Genomic DNA, 21425 nt, shown 5'->3' with positions numbered 1-21425 from the left:
CCGTCAAGGATTCTCATCCTCGACGAGCCCCGCTCGGTACGAACTCTCAGACCGCGCCCGGGGTGGGCAGCGGGCCACGGGCCGCCTCGTAGGCCGCACCCACCCGGTACAGCCGGTCGTCGGCCAGGGCGGGCGCCATGATCTGCAGACCCACCGGCAGGTTGTCGTCGGCCGAGAGCCCCGACGGCACCGACATACCGGGGTGCCCGGCGAGGTTGGTCGGCAGGGTGCACAGGTCCGAGAGGTACATGGCGAGCGGATCGCCGACCTTCTCGCCCAGCTTCCACGGGGTGAACGGGCTCGTCGGCGAGACGAGCACGTCGACCTGCTCGTAGGCGGCGTCGAAGTCGCGCGCGATCATGGTGCGCACCTTCAGAGCCTGGCCGTAGTAGGCGTCGTAGTAGCCGGCCGACAGCGCGTAGGTGCCGATGATGATGCGGCGCTTGACCTCCGGGCCGAAACCGGCCTCACGGGTCAGCGACATCACCTGGTCGGCGCTGTGGCTGCCGTCGTCACCGACGCGCAGGCCGTAACGCATGGCATCGAAGCGCGCCAGGTTCGACGACACCTCCGACGGCATCACCAGGTAGTACGAGGACAGCGCGTACTCGAAGCTCGGGCACGACACCTCGATCACCTCGGCGCCGAGTTCCTTCAGCACCGCGACGGCGGCGTCGAAGGAGGCGATCACGCCGGGTTGGTAACTGTCGGAGTGCAATTCGCGCACCACACCGACACGTACACCGGTCAGGTCACCGTTGGCGCCCTGGCGTGCGGCCTCGACCACCGGGGCGACCGGGACCTTGCGCGAGGTGGAGTCGCGCGGGTCGTGCCCGGCGATCACCTCGTGCAGCAGCGCGGTGTCGAGCACGGTGCGACCGCACGGGCCACCCTGGTCGAGCGACGACGCGCACGCGACGAGGCCGTACCGCGACACGGTGCCGTACGTGGGCTTGACGCCGACGGTCGCGGTGACCGCGGCGGGCTGACGGATCGACCCACCGGTATCGGTGCCGATGGCCAACGGCGCCTGGAACGAGGCCAGCGCGGCCGCCGAACCACCGCCGGAACCGCCCGGGATGCGGGTGGTGTCCCACGGGTTGCGGGTGGGGCCGTACGCGGAGTTCTCGGTGGACGAGCCCATGGCGAACTCGTCCATGTTTGTCTTGCCGAGAATCGGGATGCCTGCGGCGCGCAACCGGGTGGTGACGGTGGCGTCATAGGGCGACATCCACCCCTCGAGCACCTTCGACGCGCACGTGGTCGGCATGTCGGTGGTGGTGAAAACGTCCTTGAGCGCCAACGGAACTCCCGCCAGCGGCGAGGCGGGCTGCTCCCCCGCCGCGATCGCGGCGTCGACCACGGCGGCCGCGGCCAGCGCCTGCTCGCTCGCGACGTGCAGGAAGGCGTTGAGCTCACCGTCGACCTTGCCGATGCGGTCCAGGTGCGCCTGGGTGACCTCGGTGGAGGACACCTCGCCGCCGTGGATCTTGCTCGCCAGCTCGGCCGCCGACAGCGTGGTCAGCTCGCTCATTCGCCCTCTCCCAGAATCTGCGGGACCAGGAAACGCTGTTCTTCCACGGCGGGCGCCTGGTCCAGCGCCTGCTCGGGGGTGAGACCGGGCACGACCACATCGGGCCTGGTCACATTGGTCGTCGGGTTCGGCGATGCGGTGGCGGGGACGTCGGCGGCGACCTCGGAGATGGTCCTGACATGGCTGAGGATCGAATCCAGCTGACCGGCGAACTGGTCGAGTTCGGCGTCGGTCAACGCCAGCCGGGACAGCCGGGCGAGGTGAGCGACCTCGTCGCGGGAGATTGCGGGCACCGCGGGACCCCTTTCGGCTTCGGGTGGGAAGAACTTCCGGTACAGCCTAACGAGGTGGGCGAACAGCCCCGGACGCACCCGCCTCGCACGAAAGTTCGCCCTCCTCGCCGCGATGGGGTCATACTCGAGTCGAGATCCCCCGGTTGGGGGTGTAAGTATTGCTTCACCGGGTATTCGTCTCGAACAGCCTCGGCCGTCAAGGAAAGGAACGCACGTGTCATACCTGCTCCGCGTGCAACTTCCGGATCGACCGGGAAGCCTCGGTTCCCTCGCATTGGCACTCGGCGGAGTGGGCGCGGACATCCTCTCGCTCGACGTCGTCGAGCGCGGCGCGGGATTCGCCATCGACGATCTGGTCGTCGAAGTGCCCACCGGCGCACTGCCCGACACCCTCATCACCGCCGCGGAATCCGTGCGCGATGTGAGTGTCGACTCCATCCGCCCGTACTCCGGGGTCCTCGACACCCACCGCGAACTCGAGCTGATCGATCAGGTCGCCGGCGCGCGCGACGACCGCATGCAGGTCCTCGTCGACGGGGTGCCACGGGTATTACGTGCGGGCTGGTCGACCATCATCGCGCTCGGCCCCTCGGGCGCCTACCGGGTGGTCGGCAGCCCGAGCGCCCCTGAGACACAAGCGGGTTCGGCTCCGTGGATGCCCATCGAGAAGCCGATGGGGCTCGACGGCGAAGCCGAATGGGTGCCACAGATCTGGCGCGACATGGACACCAAGCTCGCGGCCGCACCGCTCGGCGGGTCCGGTAAGGCACTGCTGCTCGGCCGCCCGGGCGGCCCCGATTTCCGCCCGTCCGAGGTCGCGCGGCTCGGCTACCTCGCGGGCATCGTGGCGACCGTGCTCAACTGAGCGCCAACCGCATCACGAACAGGGGCAGCCCGTCGTCGGTGCTCCAATTACGTTCGGGCACAGCGACGAAGCCAAGACGCTCGTAGATGCGATGCGCGTCGACCATGGTGGACATGGTCGTCAGCGCCACCGCCTCGTAGCCGCCCGCCTTCGCCTCCTCGATCACGGTGCGCACCAACGCCGTTCCCACCCCGAGGCCACGTGCCCGCTTCGACACCGCAAGCATCCGGAACTCGAGTTCGCCGGGTCGGGCGATCTCGGCGTAGGGACTGCCGGGTTCGGCGATGGTGAGCGAACCGACGACCTGCCCTTCGTGCAGGGCTACGAGCACCTGTGCGTGCGCGGCCCGGTGCGCCGCGTCACCCAGTTCCCGCGTGTAGTCGTTGTCGGCGGGCACATACCCGTCGCCGACGTACACGTCGACGGTCAGGGCGGAGATGGCGTCGTATTCGTCGGGCTGCGCGGTCCGGATCTGCGGACCGCTCACTGTTGCGTGGTTGTTGCCGTGCATTCCCGCATGATCGCACCCGGGCGGCTGTGAGCTTCGACGCACCCGTCCCGGCTACCGGGACCGTCTCAGCTACCGAGATACGGGCGCAGTCCCGGATGCTGCGCGGACCAGCGGTCGGGGTTGCGCGGTGAGTAGACCACGTCGAGCTGGTCGCCGATCGACGGCCACTGCGCCGCGTCCCACGCGAACCGCCCGTACACGACCTTCGCGGGCACCGACGGGCCCGTGATGGTTCCGGTGATGGTCACATAGTGCTCGCCGGTCATGGCGGGCAACGGGCTCACCCCGGTCACCGACAGCGACCCGTGCTCGAGCTGAACTCCCCCACCGCCGCCACGCCTGCTCAGAAGGGCGCCGATCATGACCACGAGCATCGTCACCATGGCCGCCGCCATCACCACTTCGAGCATGACCCCATGGTAGGCCGACTACAGACCGACGAGTTCGCTGACGCCCTGCGTCCGCCGCACCTGCCACACCGCCGTCCTGGTGCGCTGGGATCGGCCGTTGTTGCGGTCGATGAGCGCGCGATTCGCGGTGGTGTAGATCAGCTGGGCGCCGCGCGCGTTGGTCTCCGGGTTCTGGAACAGCTGCACCAGGCGGTCGGTCTCCTCCACCGGCAGGCCCGCACCGAGATCGTCGACGGCGAGGACACCGCCGGTGTCGAGTGCCTCGAGCATGGCGGGCAGCACCCGCAGCAGCGCGCGGGTCGCGGTCGATTCGTCGGCCAGGTCGAACGCGATGTCGATGCCTTCGTGCACCAGGCTCAGGCCGGGGCCGCGCCGGTCGACCATGCGGCGGTACAGGGTGTCGCGGGCGGCACGCAGCGTGCTCAGCTCCCGTTCCACCAGCACCGCATCGGCGCCGCCCTGGTCCAGTTGCACTGTGAGCGAGGCGATTCCGGCGTCCATGTCGCGCAGGTAGTCGGCGTACATCGGGTCGTGCTCGGCGATCAGCAGATCCTCGATGCCCAGATCGGCTGTGCGCAACAGCATCAGCAGGCGCGCGGCGTTGTCGGGCGAACGGGAGATGTGGCTGCCGAGGTCGTACGCCAGCGCCTCCACACCGATATCGCCCTGTTGCACTTGCAGATTCGCCGCGAACCAACGGTAGGCGGGTACAAGGGCCTCCGCGTACAGCTGACCGGCCAGGCTCAGCAGCAACGCGTTCGGCCGCAGCAACGGCACCAGTGCCGTCACCCCGTACCGGGCCGCCTCGAACATCGGGCCGATCTTGACCTGGTCCCCATTGCGCTCGAACACGATTCGCTTCCGCGAACGAGGATGGGTGTAGAGCCACTCGGCGATCACATCGGCGCTGTCGAGGCGGAAGCCGTAGGTATACGGCACACCCTCCGCCACGAAACCGGTCACGAATTCGGTCGGCCGGTCGGCGAATCCGAGATGCGGTCGGCGTACCGGACCCGCGTACGGATCCCAGCCGTTCACCGAATTCAACACGGCATCACGCATCTGCGCGAGCGCATCGACCACACTGGTCTTGCCCGACGCCGCGACGCCGTACACCGCCGTCACCGGCACCGCGAGCGGTCCACCGGCCCCCTTGGTCAGCCGCAATTGCTGCGCCTCGGCCAAAGACCCATGATTGGCCACCTGAAAACTCCGCAACAAGTGCTCTTCCGCCTCTCCGTGTCTTTTGGCCAGACTAAGGGGCGGGGGTCGTTGGGGACGCGGCAGGCGGGGAGTCGGTGGGCGAGTTAGCCCGTCCCCGGGGAGTTACCCATGTGCTCACCTGCTTCTCGGGGGACTGAGGCCGGGCTCAGGTGCGATGGGAATTGTGTTGGCGGCCAGACGGTGTAGCAGGTCGACGTCGCCCGTTCCCGGTGAGTTAGCCATGTTCCGGCCTGCGTCTCGGCGAAGGTGGGTCGGGCTCACCTGTTGTGCTCGATTCGGGCCGGAAATGGTTGGGTATGACCGTGCGCAGGTAGTGGCCGGTGAGGCTGTCGGGGTTATTGGCGATTTGGGCGGGGGTGCCGGTGGCGGTGATGCGGCCGCCGTGGACGCCGCCGCCGGGGCCGAGGTCGAGCACGTAGTCGGCGTTGGCGATCATGTCTAGGTCGTGCTCGATGAACAGGACGGTGGCGCCGTTGTCGATCAGGCGTTGCAGCACGGCGAGCAGCACGCGGACGTCGAGGGGGTGCAGCCCGATACTCGGTTCGTCCAGGACGAAGACGGTGTCGTGCTGGTCGCGGCCGAGTTCGGTGGCGAGTTTGAGCCGCTGCGCCTCGCCGCCGGACAGGGACGGTGTGGCCTCGCCGAGGGTGAGATAGCCCAGGCCGAGGTCGAGCAGGGTCTGCAGACGGGAGCTCACCTTCTTCAGGTCACCGGTGTGTTCGATGGCCTCGGTGACGGTGCAGGACAGCAGCTGCGGCAGGCTCAGGCCTTCGTGGGTGTCGTCATCACGCGGCCGCCGCCGGATGGTGTCGGCTGCCGGGGCGTAGCGGGAGCCGTCGCAATCGGGGCAGATGATGTCGACGTCGGGAAGGAACTGGACGTCGAGTTCGATTTGGCCGGTGCCTTCACAGGTCGGGCAGCGCAGGCTGCCGGTGTTGTAGGAGAAGTCGCCCGCGCGCAGACCGCGCTCCTTCGCGTCGGCCGTGGCCGCATAGGCGCGGCGCAGGTCGTCGAGGACGCCGCTGTAGGTGGCGACCGTGGAGCGGATATTGATGCCGATGGGTGCGGCGTCTACAACGTCGACGCGAGTGATGTCGTCTGCGGTGATCTCCTGAATATGCTGCGGGAGCGGCGTATTCGCAGCATTCGCGCGCAGTGCCGGGACGAGGCTTTCCAGCACGAGGGTGGTCTTGCCGGAGCCGGAGGCACCCGTGACAGCGGTGAGCCTTCCGCGTGGGATGTCCAGGTCGAGGGCGTGGACGGTGTGCAGTGGCGCGGTGCGCAGATGCATGCGGCCTGCCTCGAACAAGTCGGCCGTGTCGGTTCGGGGGCGGACGCGAATGTCCTCGCGGCCATCGATGAAACCGGCGATGAGGGATGCCTTGTTGTCGACGATACTTTCGAGGGGACCTTCGGCGATGACCGTGCCGCCGTCACGTCCCGAGCCGGGTCCGATCTCGATGAGCCAGTCGGCGGCCCGCAGGATTTGCACATCGTGGTCGACCACAATCACCGAGTTGCCATCGGCCAGCAGGCTGCGTACAACCGCGAGCAGGCCGTCGACGTTGGCTGGGTGCAGTCCGATCGAGGGTTCGTCGAGGACGTACAGCACGCCGGTGGTGCGGTTGCGTACCGCCCGCGAGAGCGCCACACGCTGGCGCTCCCCGGTGGACAACGTGGACGAGGCGCGGTCGAGGGAGAGATAGCCCAACCCGAGGTCGCCGAGCCGCGAAGCCGTCGCGACCATCTGGGCGACGATGTCCTCGGCCATCGGTGCCATCGGCTTCGGCACGTTCGCCGGAATCGTGCGCACCCAAGCGGTGATGTCGTCGAGGGTCTTGCCGGTGGCCTCGGCGATGTCGATGCCCTCGACCAGGGTGGAGCGGGCCTGCGGATTCAGCCGGGTGCCCGCGCAGTCCGGGCAGGTCTGCACGGTCAGGAACCTGTCGACACGGTCGAGTCCCTTCTTGGTGGTTGCCTTCTTCAACGCCTCCTCGACGGCCTGGCGGGCATTGCGATAGGAGGCGTCGAGATCGAACAACTTGCCGTTCTTGGCCGGATACAGGATGCGTCGTTTCACCGGCGGACCCTCGAAGACGATGCGGCGTTCCTTCTTCGTCAGTGCCGAGAAGGGCACGTCGGTGCGCACGCCGAGTTCGGCGGCGACTTTCGGCACGGCCGCCAGCCCGAACATCGACCACGGCAGCACCGCGCCCTCATCGATGCTGCGGGACGAGTCGGGGACGAGGGCGTCGTCGTCGACCTCCCGCACGGTGCCGGTGCCCGCACACCGCGGGCACGCGCCTTCGCTGTTGAACGCGAAGGACTCTGCGCTCGGCGGCCCGAACACCGCACCGCAGACGGGGCAGGTCAACGGCCGGTCGAGCGCCACATCCATCGTCGGCTCGAGGCGGTGCCCGTTCGGGCAGCGGTGGTGGCCGAGCCGGGAGAAGATCAGGCGAAGACTGTTGAGCAATTCGGTCGACGTTCCGAAAGTGCTTCGTACACCGGGTATTCCGGGTCGCTGACGCAACGCGAGCGCGGCGGGTACGTGCTCGACACTGTCCACGGCCGCGTGCGCCGCCTGGGTGAGACGGCGCCGGGTGTAGGTCGACAGGGCCTCCAGGTACCGCCGGGAACCCTCGGCGTACAGCACCCCGAGTGCGAGCGAGGACTTGCCCGACCCCGAGACCCCGGCCACCGCCACCAGCTTGCCCAGCGGCACCGATACATCGATGTTCTTCAAGTTGTGCACGTGGGCGCCGCGCACCTCGATCGCATCGGGTGCCGGGGTGGAGCCTGTGGTCCCGCTCGCTTGCTTGCCCACTGCTTCGTCCCTTCGACGCGACAGTCGATGCCCGGATCCTGCAGGCGGCTTCCGTGTTTCGTTGCGTTCGACCAGCCATGCTGCAGCCGGGGCAGGCAGGCCTCCATCAGACATCAGAGGACCTGCGTGCACCGACGGTAACAGTCGCCATCGGCACCCTTCGTCAGCTCGCCATCGCTGTGTCTCGACCACCACGTGGGGCTGGATGGGAGTTCCCCGTGGTGACCAAGTGTCCAGGTTTGCGATCGTGTGCATGTCGCGCGCGGGGGTGCGGGTCTTGCGTAGTCTGGCCGAAAATCGGTGAGAGGCGGAGCTGCAGTGATGATTCGTGGGCTGGTTGTTGCGGCGTTGGGAGCCGGGGCCGTGGTTCCGGTGCTGATGGTCGGTGCGCCGACCGCGGCGGCCGATCCCTGTCCGGACGGAACCGCACGGGTGTTCCTGGGGAACTCGACGAACAGTTGCCAGGGGGCCGGGACCGTCAGCTACACCGAGGCGCCGGTGTCGAAGGTGTGCTCGATGACCGGTAGCGACGTCGTCGTCGACATCGAGGGCAACTCGAAGAAGACGCACCGGCACGTGGAACTCACCAACGGCCAGTGCGCCCAGTTCGACATCCACACCCAGATGGCGAACACGGTCACCGTCACCCCGAGCTGAGCGGAGCGACCGCCCGCTACTCGGCGTCCTCCTCGACCGGCGGCGTGACGGCTTCCGGACCTTGCTCTAGCAGCAACCGGAAACCGTCCTCGTCGAGAATCGTGACACCGAGTTCTTCGGCCTTGGCTGCCTTGGAACCAGGGGAATCGCCGATCACCACGAACGCGGTCTTCTTCGACACCGAGCTCGCCGCCTTGCCGCCGCGGACCAGGATCGCCTCCTTGGCACCGTCGCGGGTGAAGGTCTGCAGCGAGCCGGTGACCACGATCGACAAGCCCTCGAGGGTGCGTTCGATCGAAGCGTCGCGCTCGTCCTCCATGCGCACACCGGCGGCCCGCCACTTGTCGACGATGGCGCGATGCCAGTCGACCGTGAACCACTCCCCCACGGCCGCGGCGATCGTCGGGCCCACACCGTCGGTCGACGAAAGTTCTTCCACCGTCGCGGATTCGATGCGTTCGAGGCTGCCGAACTCGGCGGCCAGCGCGCGGGCGGCGGTCGGGCCGACGTGCCGGATGGACAACGCGACAAGCACCCGCCACAGCGGCCGGTCCTTCACCGCCTGCAGATTCTCCAGCAGCCGCCTGCCGTTGGCGGACAAGCCGCCTTCCTTGTTGGTGAACAGCGGAACCGACAGCAGTTTCTGCTCGTCGAGATCGAACAGGTCACCTTCGTCGGTGATGGCGCCGGAGCGCAGCAACGCGTCGGCCGCCTTGTCGCCCAGCGCCTCGATGTCGAAGGCGCCGCGCCCGGCGAGATGGAACACCCGCTCGCGCAGCTGGGCGGGGCAGAACTGCTGATTGGGACAGCGGATGTCGGCGTCGCCCTCTTTGGCGGGCGCCAGTTCGGTGCCGCAATTGGGACAGTGCGTCGGCATCACGAACTCGCGTTCGTCGCCGGTGCGGGCGTCGACCACCGGACCGAGCACCTCGGGGATCACGTCACCGGCCTTGCGGATGGTGACGGTGTCACCGATCAGCACACCCTTGCGTTTCACCTCCGAGGCGTTGTGCAGGGTGGCCATCGCGACGGTCGATCCCGCGATGGTGACGGGTTCCATCACGGCGAACGGGGTGACGCGCCCGGTGCGGCCGACGTTCACCTCGATGTTCAGCAGCGTGGTGGTCGCCTCTTCCGGCGGATACTTGTAGGCGATGGCCCAGCGCGGTGCGCGGGAGGTGGAGCCGAGCCGCCGCTGCAACGCCATCTCGTCGACCTTGATGACCTGTCCGTCGAGCTCGTGCTCGATGTCGTGGCGGTGCTCACCCCAGTAGGCGACCCGTTCGATCACCGCGTCCACGCCCTGCACCAGCCGGGTGTGCTCCGACACCGGCAGTCCCCACGCGGCGAGCGCCTGATAGGCCTCGTGCATGGAGGTGGGGCGATAGCCCTCGATACGACCGAAGCCGTGGCAGATCATCCGCAGCCTGCGCTGGGCGGTGATCGCGGGGTTCTTCTGGCGCAGCGAGCCGGCGGCGGTATTGCGCGGGTTGGCGTAGGGCGGTTTGCCTTCGGCCACGATCTGGGCGTTGAGCGTCTGGAAGTCCTCCAGCCGGAAGTACACCTCGCCGCGCACCTCGAGCAGTTCCGGGATCGGGAACTGCTCGGTGGCGGTGAGTTCGGTGGGGATGTCGTCGATGGTGCGGGCGTTGAGGGTGACGTCCTCACCGGTTCGCCCGTCGCCACGGGTGGCGGCGCGCACCAGTTTCCCGTTCTCGTACACCAGGTTCAGGGCCACACCGTCGATCTTCACCTCGCACAGGAAGTGCAGGTCGGGACCGGTTTCGGCTTCCACACGGGCGGCCCAGGCGCGCAGCTCGTCGAAGTCGAACACATTGTCCAGCGACAACATGCGCTCGAGGTGGTCGACCGCGGTGAACTCGGTGGCGAACCCGCCGCCGACCAGCTGGGTCGGCGAATCGGGTGTGCGCAGATCGGGATGCGCCTCTTCCATCGCCTGCAGTTCACGCAGGAGCGCGTCGAACTCGCCGTCGGTGATGATCGGCGAGTCCCGCACGTAGTAGCGGAACTGGTGCTCACGCACCTCGTCGGCCAACTGCTGCCACCGCACCCGCTGCTCGGGGGTGGCACCTTCGGCACTCACGGAAACCGCGCTGTCGCTCTCACTCACACCCAGCACATTAGTGGAGGCCACCGACACTTTCGGCGACCGTCCGGGCCCGTCGCCGACCCGGCTTCTAAGGACGTTCGAACCCCGGGACACCGAAGCGCCTGCCTGGTTACGGCACCGGACAGGCGGCCGCTACTCGACGTTCAACGACTCCGGTTCCTCGGCGAAGGCACGCGCCACCTCGGTGCTGAGCGCGAGTGCGCGGCGGGACCATTCGAGGGAGGCGCCGGCCAGCCCGCAGGCGGGGGTCACCAGGATCTGGGTGGCCAGGGTCGTGCGAGGGAAGCCGAGCCGGTCGACCAGGCGGACGGCGGGTTCGGCGATCTCGCGCCAGGTGATCGGCGCCGCCGGCGGCTCGGCCGGGGTGAGGCCGAGGGCGATCTTCTTGCCCCGGTCGACGATGTCGCCGAGGGGGTCGAGGTCGGGGGTGGTGATGGTCGCGGCGTCGAAGGAGATGCCGGCGGCGGCGGTGCGGCCGATAGTGGCCAGGGCGGGACGAGATGCGCAGGTGTGCAACAGGACCGGCGCGTTCTGGGCCTCGATCACGGTGTCGAGAATGCGCACGGCGTCGGGTTCGGGAAGCGCGCAAATGGTGTTGAGGATGCTCGGCCCCTGCAACGAACCTTCGAGCACCGTGGTGAGCTGCGGTTCGTCGAGCTGGATGACGACCTGGGCCCCCAGCCTTTTGCGCAGCTCGTCCGCGTGCCGCGCCAAACCTTCGGCGAGGGATTCCGAAAGATCGCGCACCGCACCGGGATCGGTGAGAATCCGATGCCCGCCGGGCAGTTCCACTTCGGCGGCCAGGGTGAGCGGTCCCGCCGACTGCAGCTTCACCACACGGCCGGCTCCGACCAAACCTGCTGTCTCCCAGGCTTCTTCGATCGCATCGAGATCGAACCGGAGCAGGTCACGTGCCCGGCGGGACACCGAGCCCGGGCGGGCGGCCAGCCGGTAACCGCGCGTGGTGGAGTCGAAGCGCAGATCCACCAGCAGCGCCGACACCCGGCCGATCATGTCGGCGCCGATTCCGCGCTGCGGCAGTTCGACCAGGTGCGCGAGGTCGGACAGTTCACCGATGATCGTCGCGGCAGCTTCCCTCGGGTCGGTGCCCGGCCACGATCCGATACCCGTGGCGATGCCGCCGACGAGCAGGTCCGCGGGCGCACTCTCCTCGGAGTCCTTGCTTCGCGACAATGTCACGTGCACAACACCTTTCGTGTCGTCGAACGGCGCGCTCCTCAGGCGGAAGCGTCGGTGATCCCCGCCTCGACCCCGGCGCGATCGGTGCCGTTGATGGTGCCGCTGCCGACCACGGTGTCGCCACCGTCGGCATCGGGCAGGTAGAGCACGATGGCCTGACCCTTCGCGACGCCGCTGAGCGGTTCACGCAGCCGCGCGACCAGCCCGTCACCCACCGGTTCGACCACGGCGGGCGCGGTGCCGCCGTGGGCGCGCACCTGCACCACACACTCGACCGGTTCGGTCGGGCGCACGCCGGAGGTCCAGATGGCGCGGTCGGCGGTGATGACGTCGACCTGCAGGTCTTCCACCGAACCGACCTTCACCGTGCCGGAATCGGGGTCGATCCCGGTGACATAGCGAGGCTTGCCATCGGCGGCGGTGTGGCTCAGGCCGAGGCCCTTGCGCTGACCGACGGTGAACCCGTGCACACCCTCGTGGGTGCCGAGCACGGTGCCGTCGGAATCGACGAGCGCACCGGGGCGGATGCCGATCTTGGCGCCGAGGAACGCCCGCGTGTCGCCGGAGGGGATGAAGCAGATGTCGTGGCTGTCGGGCTTGTTCGCCACCGCGAGACCCCGCTCGGCCGCTTCCTCGCGGATGCGTGGCTTGGGGGTGTCGCCGACCGGGAACATGGCGCGCGAGAGCTGCTCGGCGGTGAGCACCGCGAGCACATAGGACTGGTCCTTGTCGGCGTCGACCGCGCGGCGCAGCACACCGTCTTCGAGGCGGGCGTAGTGCCCGGTGACCACGGCGTCGAAGCCGAGGGCCTGCGCGCGGTCGGCCAGCGCGGAGAACTTGATCTTCTCGTTGCAGCGCAGGCACGGGTTCGGGGTCTCGCCCGCGGCGTAGGCGGCGACGAAGTCGTCGATCACGTCTTCTTTGAAGCGGTCGGCGAAATCCCATACGTAGAACGGAATGCCGAGCACATCGGCGGCGCGGCGGGCGTCACCGGCGTCTTCCTTGGAGCAGCAGCCACGCGAACCGGTGCGTAAGGTGCCCGGCGATGCCGACAGCGCCAGGTGCACCCCGACCACCTCGTGACCGGCGTCCACGGCCCGCGCCGCGGCCACCGCCGAATCGACTCCACCACTCATGGCGGCAAGTACTCGCATCAGGCACCTCCTCTAGCGCCGGCCAGACCTGCGGCCCTGGCCCTTTCGATGACCTGCGGCAGCACGGTCAGCAATGTGTCGATATCGGATTCGGTCGAGGTGTGGCCCAGCGAGAACCGCAGCGAACTGCGCGCCTGCCACGGCTCGACGCCCATGGCGATCAGGACGTGACTCGGCGAGGCCACTCCCGCGTTGCACGCCGAGCCGGTCGAGCATTCGATACCGGCGGCGTCGAGCAGCATCAGCAGGGAGTCGCCCTCGCAACCGGGGAAGGTGAAGTGGGCGTTGCCGGGGAGCCTGCGTTCATCGGCCGGACCGTTGAGCACAGCGTCGGGTTCCAGCGCGAGCACACCCGCGATCAGCTTGTCGCGCAACGCTTTCAGGCTGTGTGCCGCCTCGATGGAGGCGGCGCGCAGGGCGGCGGCGAAGCCGACCGCGGCCGCCACATCGGAGGTTCCCGAACGCAGGTCGCGTTCGTGCCCGCCACCGTGGATCAGCGGCACACAGGGCACCTGCCGACCGAGCAGCAACACGCCGATACCGTGCGGACCGCCGACCTTGTGCCCCGCGACGCTCAACGCGGCCAGCCCGCTCGCCCCGAAATCGACCGGAACCTGGGTCACCGCCTGGATCGCGTCGCTGTGCATCGGAATGTCGAATTCCTGTGCGACGGAGGCCAATTCGGTGATCGGCTGGACGGTGCCGACCTCGTTGTTGGCCCACATCACACTTACCAGCGCCACTTCGTCACCGTGCGCCTCGAGCACTTCGCGCAGCGCGTGCGGCGACACCACACCCTCGCCGTCGACAGGCAACCAGCTCACCTGCGCGGCCTCGTGCTGCTCGAGCCACTCCACCGCATCGAGCACCGCGTGATGCTCGACGGAGCTCACCACCAGCCGGGTCCGGCGCGGATCGACCGCTCGCCGCCCCCAGAAAATCCCCTTGATCGCGAGATTGTCGCTCTCGGTCCCCCCGGAGGTGAAGATCACCTCCGACGGCCGCGCCCCCAGCTCCGCCGCGATCGCCTCCCGCGCCTCTTCGAGCGTCCGCCGCGCCGCCCGCCCCGACCCGTGCAGCGACGAGGCGTTCCCCACCGCCCCCAGGGCAGCAGTCATCGCCTCGACAGCGGCAGGCAACATCGGAGTGGTCGCCGCATGATCGAGGTAGACCGTCTTGGGCGCACCCGAATAAGCCGACTTCATGACCGACAAAGCCTATACCACCGCTGACCTGGTCATCTTCGGGGTCCACCCCTGCTTTCTACGATTTTTCTACGATTTACCCAGGATTTCCAACACGTGTATCACCTACTTTCATTCCCGAATCGGCGAAGAGTGGGCCGGTGAGACGGTCGAGAAAGCTAGAGCGAAGGCGCCGAGCTGGCGACCGCAGAGGTCCGCGCACGCGTGCAGATGCGGTTGGACCGCAGACGGCCGCCTGCGTACATCCGCCCGCAGGGCCGTCACCGCGCGGCGGCCGACAACGTCCGCTAGCTGCGCCGCTACCGGACAAACCCCATATTCCGCAGCCCGGGTGCCGGGGGGCGCCGTTGCCCGTACCCGGGGCGGTGCGAGAACGCTGGCCCCTTGTCGTTGTGTTCGCTGTCATCCGGCCGAGTAGAGACCTGATGGCCGTCTAGAGACGATAACGACCACCTACGGGTGCGCCGAGCTCGCCACAACAGGCCTCGTACTGAGTGTTGTGGGGAAACGAATTGAACCCACCACGCAATACGCGCGACCAGTGCCGGTGGTGGGTCGTCGAGTGGGCTGGTGTCGCGGCGGATCTCGTCGAGCCTCGCGCGCATGCTGCGGCGGGTGGCCGCGGTGAATCCGGTGCCGACTCCGCCGATGCAACGTAGGCGTCCGTCGATGCCGAGCAGGTCGAACACGATGTAGTCGACGCGGATCTGCTCGATCAACGCCGGGGCGGGGCGCCGGACGTGCATACGCTGCTGCAGCCGGGAGAACGACGGGGCACCGCGGTCGTCGAGGGCGACGAGTTCGCCGTCGAGCAGGATGGTGCGACCTCGGTGATCTCGGCCAGGGCAGTGACGATCTCAGGGTAGGAGCCGGTGAGGTCACGTAAGTTGCGGCTCCACAAGCTGATCCCGGCCGGGGCGCTGGGACCGTGAACCCCACAAGATCAGAGCCTATGCCCGCCCGGCAAGGGTTCCGCTCACGTGGCCGACGTTCGACGCGTCACCGGTGCATCGACCCTGCGCGAGACCGGCGAAGCCACCGCCGTGCCCGCTGGTGGTGCGCCGGCGGCCGCGTGAGGACGGCGACGATCAGCCGATGACGTCGAAGATGTTGAGCTGCAGGCAGTTCGAGAAGGCCTGCGACTCGACGAGACGCAGTTTCGTGGCGTCCTACCGCAGGATCGTGGTTTCACCCCGGTTGGTAACCAGATCGTCGTCGGTGAGTGTGGTCGACACGACGTACTCGGGCATCTCCTTGTATTCCGCGAAGTCCGCCATGTCGGGCCACACCGGGCTGAATGCCTCGTAGCTGACCCGACCCGTCAGGATCGCGCTGGCCTCCTGCTGTTCACGGCCTTTGATCTCGAAGGCCTCCGGACGAAGTCGATGTTTTGGAAGGTCCACCCGGAGTTGCGGTAGCCCGGCTCACCGCGTTGGGGCGCACAATCGTGGGAGATTCACAGCCATCGCGCATCGGCTGACGATGCCAGCTCCCGCGCTCGCGGGTACTGCGCCTTTCCGGCGTCGTTGCGTGGGACCTTCGGCACCGTCGTCATCACGCGCGGGAGCTTGTACCCGGCCAGCGAGGTGCGTAGGGAGGCACGGAGTTCGTCGAGAGTCAACTGGTGTCCCGGTCGCAATTCGACGACCGCGGCGACAGCGTTGCCGAAGCGTTCGTCCGGCACGCCGACGACGATGCAGTCGTACACCGCCGCAACGGCTTTGATCGCCGCCTCGACTTCCTCGACGTAGACCTTTTCGCCGCCGGTGTTGACGCAGTTCGAGCCGCGGCCGAGGAGGGTGACGCGGGCACCGGGCTCGATGCGGACGCGATCGCCGGGGACGACGTAGCGGATGCCGTTGACGGTCTTGAAGGTTTCGGCCGTCTTGACGGGGTCGTTGTAGTAGCCGAGGGGGATGCGGCCGGCGCGGGCCAGTTGGCCGATGGCGCCGACGTCGGCGGTGAGATCGAGGAGATGGCCGTTGTCGTCGAGGACGACGGAATCCGGGCCGAGGGCGACGCGGGGGCCGTCCTGTCGAACATTCTCGCGGGACTGCGCCGCTGTGCCCTGGAATCCGGTTTCGGTCGCCCCGATCGAGTCGGTGAATACGGTGTTCGGGAAATTCTCGAGCCACCTGTTCTTGACCTCGGGGCTGAATACCGCGGCGCTGCTCGCCACCACGACGAGGCTGGAACCACTGCCGAGACCGTTCGCCGTGCGTCGCTGATATTCCTCGATCAGCGGTCGGGCCATGGCGTCGCCGGTGAGGAACAGGAATTGGACGCGCTCACGATCGATGACGTCCCAGGTGGTCGCGGGGTCGAATTTGGGTTCGAGAATTGTCAGATCGCCGACGAACAGGTGCCGGAGAAGCCCGGTCTGGGCGCCGCCGTGCATGAGGGGGCTCAGCGGGAATTTCACCATTCGGCGAGCTTTCGCGGCCGCCTCGGACTGGTCGAATTCGCCCAGGAGCGTACCGGTTTCGAAATCGGTCCCACCGCCGAAAACCCGCCAATAGTCCTCGTGGCGCCACATCACGCCTTTCGGGAACCCGGTTGTTCCGCCCGTGTAGATGATATGGATGTCGTCGCCGCTACGTGGCCCGAAGTCACGCGTCCCCGGCTGTCCCTCGATCCCCTCCGCATAGGTGAGGCCGCCGAAACCCGACAGGTCCGATTCGTCGTCGGGAGCCATGGGATCGACCAGCGCCACACACGTATGAATCCTCGGATGCCGGGGTACACAGCGCGCGAGCACCGATGCGTAGGTGCGGTCGTGCAGCACCGCGACCGCGTCGGAATTCTCGAACAGGTAATCGAGTTCCCCCTCGACGTAGCGATAATTCACATTGATCGAAACAGCGCGCACCTTCAATGTCGCCAGCAAGGCGACCACATGCTCGATGCTGTTCTTCGCATACAGCGCCACATGATCCCCGGGCCCGATCCCCCGCCCGGCGAGAAAATGCGCGAGCCGATTCGCGGCGACGTCGAGCTCGCGGAACGTGAGCGCTCGCTCCCCCACCTTCACCGCCGGAAGATCGGGCACCGCATCCACTGCGTGCTCGAACAGATCTGCGATGTTCAGTGCCACGGTTCTCTCCTCATCCGATGCGGTTGTCTCAGCCTTCGACGCAGACCAGCAGCTCGTGCACGCCGTAAACCAACATGTCAGTCCGCAGCGGTACCTGCTCGGGTGGGACCGCGAGCGTCAGGGTCGGGAACCGCGCGAACAGTCGCGTCAGCCCGATCTCGAGTTCGGTTCTCGCCAAGTATTGGCCGATGCATTTATGTGCGCCGACCCCGAAGGAAATGTGGTTCACCGGTGGACGATCGAGGAGCAATCTGTCGGCGTCGTCGAGCAATGCGGGGTCGCGGTTCACCACCGGGACCGAAATCATCACCGATTGGCCCGCCGCAACGGTCACCTCCCCCAGGCGAACAGATTCACTTGCCGCGCGGACCGGGCCCATATGGGCCACCGACAGATAGCGCAGGAGTTCGTCCACAGCCGCTGCGGCGGACACCTCCCCGGCACGGAATCGTCGCAGCTGATCCGGAGCCGACAACAACGCGAACGTGCTGAGTGCCAGCATGTTCGCGGTGGTTTCGAATCCGGCGAGCAGGAGAACCTGACTGATCTGGAACAGTTCTTCGTCGTCGATCTCGGGATCACGAGCAAGGTCGGCGATCAGCCCACTCGACGGCGAGGTGCGGGTATGCCTGATGGCGTCGAGCAGAATCTCGCGCAGCTCGAGAATGGTCGCGATCATCGAGTCGCCCGACGCCGACAGATCGAACAATACGGAGGCCAGCCGTGCGATATCCCCGCTGAGTCGATCGGGAACCCCGAGCAGTTCGCAGATCAGGCGCAACGAAACCGGCATCGCGAACACGGCAAGCAGATCGGCTTCACCGGCGGAATCGAGCACCTCGGCCATTGTCGTGATCTGTTCGTCGACGATGTCGACGGCCCGCGGCGCGAACTCCGCGATCCGCCCCGCCGAGAAGTACCCCGCGAGGAGCCGTCGGTACCGCGCATGGGAATCGCCGTCAAGACAGTTGAACATGCCCGGGGGTGTGCCGTATTCGCGCAGGATCGGCGGAAGTTCCCGAATCGGCGCTTCGGTCAACTTCCGGTCGGTGCTGAATCGGGAGTCTCTGAGGACGCTGCGCGCGATCCGGTAGTCGGTGACCAACCAGCCTTCGGCACCGCTGGCGAATCTGAGCGGGCTCACCGCAGGCAGTCCACGCAAGCCGTCGGGTGGATCGAATGGACAGGTCCGCTCGGTCGGAATCGGAGACGCCGCGGGGTACGACGCCGCCGCGCCCACTTCTGGTGTCATGTCACCGTCACCCGCGCCAGGAGATCGGGAGCGCACGGAGATGCCAGATGGCTGATTCCTCGTCCCAGTCCAGGTCGTCGATATCGACCGCGAGGCGCAGGCCGCTGAATCGCTCGAGCAGAACACGGAACGCCGTGTCGAGCTCGACCCTGGCGACTTTGTTCCCCAGGCAGTAATGCGCCGCGTAGCCGAGTGTTTGATGTTGGCGCTCGTCGCGGCCGAGCCGCAGTTCCTCCGGATTGTCGAAGACAGCCGGGTCCCGATTCGCGGCACCGGGCGCCGGAACGACGTAATCACCCGGTTGCAGGTGCCTTCCGGCGATCTCGACAGGCTCGCGCACGAGCCACGGAATTCCTTCGCCGCCTGCCACCGAGGTGAGCCGCAAGAGCTCATCGATGATGTCGGGGATCCGCGCCGGTTCGTGACGCACCCGCTCGACGAGTTCTTCTTCGACAAGCAGTCTGGCCAGCGACTTGGCCAGCATGTTGGCTGTCGTCTCGAACCCACCCATGACCATCGCGTAGGTCAGAACCACCACTTCGTAGGTGGAAAGGGCAGTGTGCGAGACGACCCGGGAGATGAAGTCCGAGCCGGTATTCCGCTGGCGTTCGTTGACGAGCTCGATGATGTAGACACCCAACCGGGTGCTCGCCTCGGTCGCGGTCCCGGCGTCTCCGCTGTGCCCACCAGCGAGGATCGCGCCGACCATCTCGATGACGAATTCCTCGTCGGTGCCTGGTATCCCGAGGATTTGGCACAGCACACGGATGGAGTACGGCCTGGCGAAATCCCGGACGAAATCGCACCCGTCGCCACGCTCACGCATGGAGTCGACGAGTTCGTTCGCGGTTCGCAGGGCGATGTCCTCGACCTGAGAGATCATCGTGCGATCGAGGACCCTGGTGGCGGCCTGCCGCAGCGCGGCGTGTGTTTTGTCCTTCTGGCACCCGATGGCGCCCGCGAGCATCAATCCGGCGGTCAGGCGGGGCGCTTCCTCGGTATCGATACCCTGGCGGGTGAACTCGGGGCGGCTGTAGATCGCCCGGTTGTCGTCGTAGCCGGTGATGATCCAGGATTCCGGGCCGTGGGGAAGCTGGACCTTCCGTGCACGCTCCCCCTGTGCCAGCATCTCCCGCAGCACTGGATCCAAGCCGAGCGATCGGCATGCCGCAGACGGGAATTGGGTGATCTCTTCGTCTTTCAGCACGACTGGGACACCTTCCAGGTGATCGGGATGCGGGTCGCTCCGCCGGACAGCTCGTGGCTCAGCGGTTCGAGCTCTTCGAACGGCACAGCGAACCGCAGTTCCGGTAAGCGCCCGAGCAGCATCGCGAACGCCGTCTCCATTTCGCAGCGGGCCAGCGCGGCACCGACGCAGTAGTGCGTTCCCGCTCCGAACGACAGATGCGACGTGGCGGGGCGGGCGGGGCAGAAGTCACCCGGATCAGCGAAGACCGAGGGATCGAGGTTTCCCGCCTCGATGTCCATGACCACCAGGTCGCCGCGCCGGATCGTGCACCCGCCCAGCTCGAAATCGGCTGTCGCATAGCGCGGTACACCTGCGACGCGACCCTGCACCGGATGCGGCAACCGCAGGATCTCTTCGACCACCCGTGCCCGCGCGGCACGGTCGCCGACGACTATCTCGGCCTGGAATTCCGGGTGGCGAAGCAGATGGACGATGCCACGGTCGATCAGTGTCACTGTGTTGATCTGTCCGGCGAAGCGCAAGCCGGTCGCCAATCCGATGACGAGGTCGACATTTTCCAGGGCAGGGTGGTCGACCCGCAGACGAATGATGTCGCTGATGACATCGTCGCCGAGATCGGCTTCCTTCTTCGCGACCAGCTGACGCATGTAATCCTTGAGCTGCTGGTCGGCCGGAGCGGAGATCTCGGGTTCGGCGAGATTGGCCGCCGATTGGGACAACTCCTGAATCAGCTGGTGGTCTTCGTCCGGGACGCCGATCAGGCTGGAGATCACCTGCGAGGAGAGCGGTCCAGCGAAGTCCCGTCGTAGTTCGGCGGGCGGTCCGGCGGCGATCATCGCGTCGATCAACGACGTCGTGATCGCCTCGACCTTGGCTTCGATCGCGTGCATGCGGCGCTTGGAGAACGCATGCGCGACGGTACGCCGGATAAGGTCGTCCGGCGGCGGCGGAGCGTTCGGATCGAGGTGCTTGAACCGGATGATCTCGGCGTGGGTGAACCGGGCCGGACATTCGACATCCACCGGCGGGAACCTGTTGAGTCGGCCGTCGGACAGCAGACGACGGATCGTCTGATAGTCCTTCACCACCCAGCTGGGATCTCCCGCCGGTGATGTACCGAGCTCTACGACACTAGGACTCATCAGCTGCCACTCCCTTCCCTAGACCCCTTCATGTCTGCGGTCCCGGCCGTAGATGTTCAGATCGGCCGGTCCGCCGATCACCTCGGCGTCGATGCGTCCCGTGGCGGCGCGCACGAAATCCAGTGGCGTACCGGTGAGCACCATCTCCTTGCCGCCGCTGCCGGCCGTCAGTTCCTGGCCGGTGGACAGGACGACCCTGGTTCTCGGATAGTCGAGGCGATCGAATTCGGTCGACAACCACTCGGTCGAGATCGTGACCGCGCTGTCGGACAACAGAACTCGCCTGCCGAGCGCGTCGTCCACATCATCGGCGTGCACGGCGATCTCGTGCACGAGCGTGAGCACTCCGACTCCGAAGGGCTGCCCGGCGACACCGTAGGTGTCCGCTGCCCAGATCGCGTCGTCCAGCGATTCCAGGTGTGGTCGCAGACGCTGCGCGACCGAGCGGAATCCCGATGCGAAGAACTGCGGTGTGGCCTGTGGGTAGGCGAGGGCCTGCACGTCCGGCGGCCGGGTACCGATCGTTCCGTCGATGACGTCTTCGCCGGTCGCGAGTAGATGGGCGAGCACGCCGCGGACGGTCCAGCCCGAACAGCGGGTGGGGTTGTCGAGTTCGCGCACACTGATATCGGCGAATCGATCGCCGAGTTCGCTGTATTCGCGGCATGTTTCATCGATGATGCGAGACTTGTCCCAGTGAACAAGGGTCATGTCGA

The 21425-nt window shown here is 67.2% G+C and carries 20 protein-coding genes; 3 read left to right on the top strand and 17 right to left on the bottom strand.

The window, feature by feature from the left end; all coding sequences use genetic code 11:
• Positions 1–46: 46 nt before the first annotated feature.
• A complete protein-coding gene (gene gatA, locus LDL21_RS06125; protein WP_067493227.1) occupies positions 47–1534 on the bottom strand; it encodes an Asp-tRNA(Asn)/Glu-tRNA(Gln) amidotransferase subunit GatA in 1488 nt (495 codons plus the stop codon).
• Positions 1531–1827 (bottom strand): Asp-tRNA(Asn)/Glu-tRNA(Gln) amidotransferase subunit GatC, encoded by a 297-nt coding sequence (gene gatC, locus LDL21_RS06120; RefSeq protein ID WP_067493225.1) that lies wholly within the window; start codon positions 1825–1827, stop codon positions 1531–1533. The genes gatA and gatC overlap by 4 nt, the downstream gene beginning before the upstream one ends.
• A 214-nt stretch (positions 1828–2041) precedes the next feature.
• Between gatC and LDL21_RS06115 the strand changes: the two genes are divergently transcribed.
• Positions 2042–2692, top strand: a complete 651-nt coding sequence (locus LDL21_RS06115; RefSeq protein WP_181698526.1) for an ACT domain-containing protein — start codon at positions 2042–2044, stop codon at positions 2690–2692.
• Here the strand turns inward: LDL21_RS06115 and LDL21_RS06110 are convergent.
• The 4 genes from LDL21_RS06110 to LDL21_RS06095 form a co-directional block, all read right to left on the bottom strand.
• A complete protein-coding gene (locus tag LDL21_RS06110) occupies positions 2685–3203 on the bottom strand; it encodes a GNAT family N-acetyltransferase (protein ID WP_067636926.1) in 519 nt (172 codons plus the stop codon). The two genes, LDL21_RS06115 and LDL21_RS06110, sit on opposite strands and share 8 nt — an antisense overlap.
• A 65-nt stretch (positions 3204–3268) precedes the next feature.
• Entirely contained in the window at positions 3269–3613 is a 345-nt protein-coding gene (locus LDL21_RS06105; protein WP_181698525.1) for a hypothetical protein, read from the bottom strand.
• Positions 3614–3631: 18 nt separating this feature from the next.
• A complete protein-coding gene (locus LDL21_RS06100; RefSeq protein WP_225279111.1) occupies positions 3632–4816 on the bottom strand; it encodes an AAA family ATPase in 1185 nt (394 codons plus the stop codon).
• Between the two features lie 235 nt (positions 4817–5051).
• Positions 5052–7664, bottom strand: coding sequence for an excinuclease ABC subunit UvrA (locus LDL21_RS06095; protein ID WP_225279110.1), 2613 nt, complete (start codon positions 7662–7664; stop codon positions 5052–5054).
• A gap of 318 nt (positions 7665–7982) precedes the next feature.
• On the opposite strand from LDL21_RS06095, the gene LDL21_RS06090 reads away from it, so the two are divergent.
• The gene (locus LDL21_RS06090; RefSeq protein WP_181698522.1) at positions 7983–8321 is read left to right on the top strand and encodes a hypothetical protein; all 339 of its coding nucleotides are present in this window, start codon (positions 7983–7985) and stop codon (positions 8319–8321) included.
• Positions 8322–8337: 16 nt separating this feature from the next.
• Here the strand turns inward: LDL21_RS06090 and ligA are convergent, their stop codons facing one another.
• From ligA to LDL21_RS30140, 5 genes are all read right to left on the bottom strand, one after another.
• The gene (ligA, locus tag LDL21_RS06085; RefSeq protein ID WP_372462141.1) at positions 8338–10452 is read right to left on the bottom strand and encodes an NAD-dependent DNA ligase LigA; all 2115 of its coding nucleotides are present in this window, start codon (positions 10450–10452) and stop codon (positions 8338–8340) included.
• A 132-nt stretch (positions 10453–10584) separates the two neighbouring features.
• Entirely contained in the window at positions 10585–11652 is a 1068-nt protein-coding gene (locus LDL21_RS06080; protein ID WP_225279109.1) for a methionine synthase, read from the bottom strand.
• Positions 11653–11690: 38 nt separating this feature from the next.
• On the bottom strand, positions 11691–12806 hold the full coding sequence (mnmA, locus tag LDL21_RS06075; protein ID WP_225279108.1) for a tRNA 2-thiouridine(34) synthase MnmA: 1116 nt from the start codon (positions 12804–12806) through the stop codon (positions 11691–11693).
• On the bottom strand, positions 12806–14011 hold the full coding sequence (locus LDL21_RS06070) for a cysteine desulfurase family protein (protein ID WP_225279107.1): 1206 nt from the start codon (positions 14009–14011) through the stop codon (positions 12806–12808). The genes mnmA and LDL21_RS06070 overlap by 1 nt, the downstream gene beginning before the upstream one ends.
• Before the next feature lie 299 nt (positions 14012–14310).
• Positions 14311–14757, bottom strand: a complete 447-nt coding sequence (locus LDL21_RS30140) for an ATP dependent DNA ligase (RefSeq protein ID WP_225279106.1) — start codon at positions 14755–14757, stop codon at positions 14311–14313.
• Between LDL21_RS30140 and LDL21_RS29725 the strand changes: the two genes are divergently transcribed.
• The gene (locus LDL21_RS29725; RefSeq protein ID WP_255674287.1) at positions 14752–14877 is read left to right on the top strand and encodes a hypothetical protein; all 126 of its coding nucleotides are present in this window, start codon (positions 14752–14754) and stop codon (positions 14875–14877) included. The two genes, LDL21_RS30140 and LDL21_RS29725, sit on opposite strands and share 6 nt — an antisense overlap.
• A 303-nt stretch (positions 14878–15180) precedes the next feature.
• On the opposite strand, the gene LDL21_RS06060 is transcribed toward LDL21_RS29725, so the two are convergent.
• From LDL21_RS06060 to LDL21_RS06035, 6 genes are all read right to left on the bottom strand, one after another.
• Positions 15181–15414, bottom strand: coding sequence for a dihydrofolate reductase family protein (locus LDL21_RS06060; RefSeq protein WP_225279105.1), 234 nt, complete (start codon positions 15412–15414; stop codon positions 15181–15183).
• 53 nt (positions 15415–15467) lie between these two features.
• Positions 15468–17105, bottom strand: a complete 1638-nt coding sequence (locus LDL21_RS06055) for an acyl-CoA synthetase (RefSeq protein WP_225279104.1) — start codon at positions 17103–17105, stop codon at positions 15468–15470.
• A 28-nt stretch (positions 17106–17133) separates the two neighbouring features.
• Positions 17134–18249, bottom strand: coding sequence for a cytochrome P450 (locus LDL21_RS29990; RefSeq protein ID WP_181698517.1), 1116 nt, complete (start codon positions 18247–18249; stop codon positions 17134–17136).
• Between the two features lie 115 nt (positions 18250–18364).
• Positions 18365–19564, bottom strand: coding sequence for a cytochrome P450 (locus LDL21_RS06045; RefSeq protein WP_225279103.1), 1200 nt, complete (start codon positions 19562–19564; stop codon positions 18365–18367).
• The gene (locus LDL21_RS06040; RefSeq protein WP_225279102.1) at positions 19558–20709 is read right to left on the bottom strand and encodes a cytochrome P450; all 1152 of its coding nucleotides are present in this window, start codon (positions 20707–20709) and stop codon (positions 19558–19560) included. Before LDL21_RS06040 ends, LDL21_RS06045 begins: the two co-directional genes overlap by 7 nt.
• A gap of 18 nt (positions 20710–20727) precedes the next feature.
• Positions 20728–21420 (bottom strand): maleylpyruvate isomerase family mycothiol-dependent enzyme, encoded by a 693-nt coding sequence (locus LDL21_RS06035; protein ID WP_225279101.1) that lies wholly within the window; start codon positions 21418–21420, stop codon positions 20728–20730.
• Positions 21421–21425 lie beyond the last annotated feature (5 nt).

The sequence above is a fragment of the Nocardia rosealba genome, from assembly GCF_020216065.1.
In the GTDB taxonomy this organism is placed as follows: Bacteria; Actinomycetota; Actinomycetes; order Mycobacteriales; family Mycobacteriaceae; genus Nocardia; species Nocardia rosealba.
The sequence above is the reverse complement of the archived record's forward strand: the minus strand, read 5'-3'. Positions and strand labels throughout refer to the sequence as shown.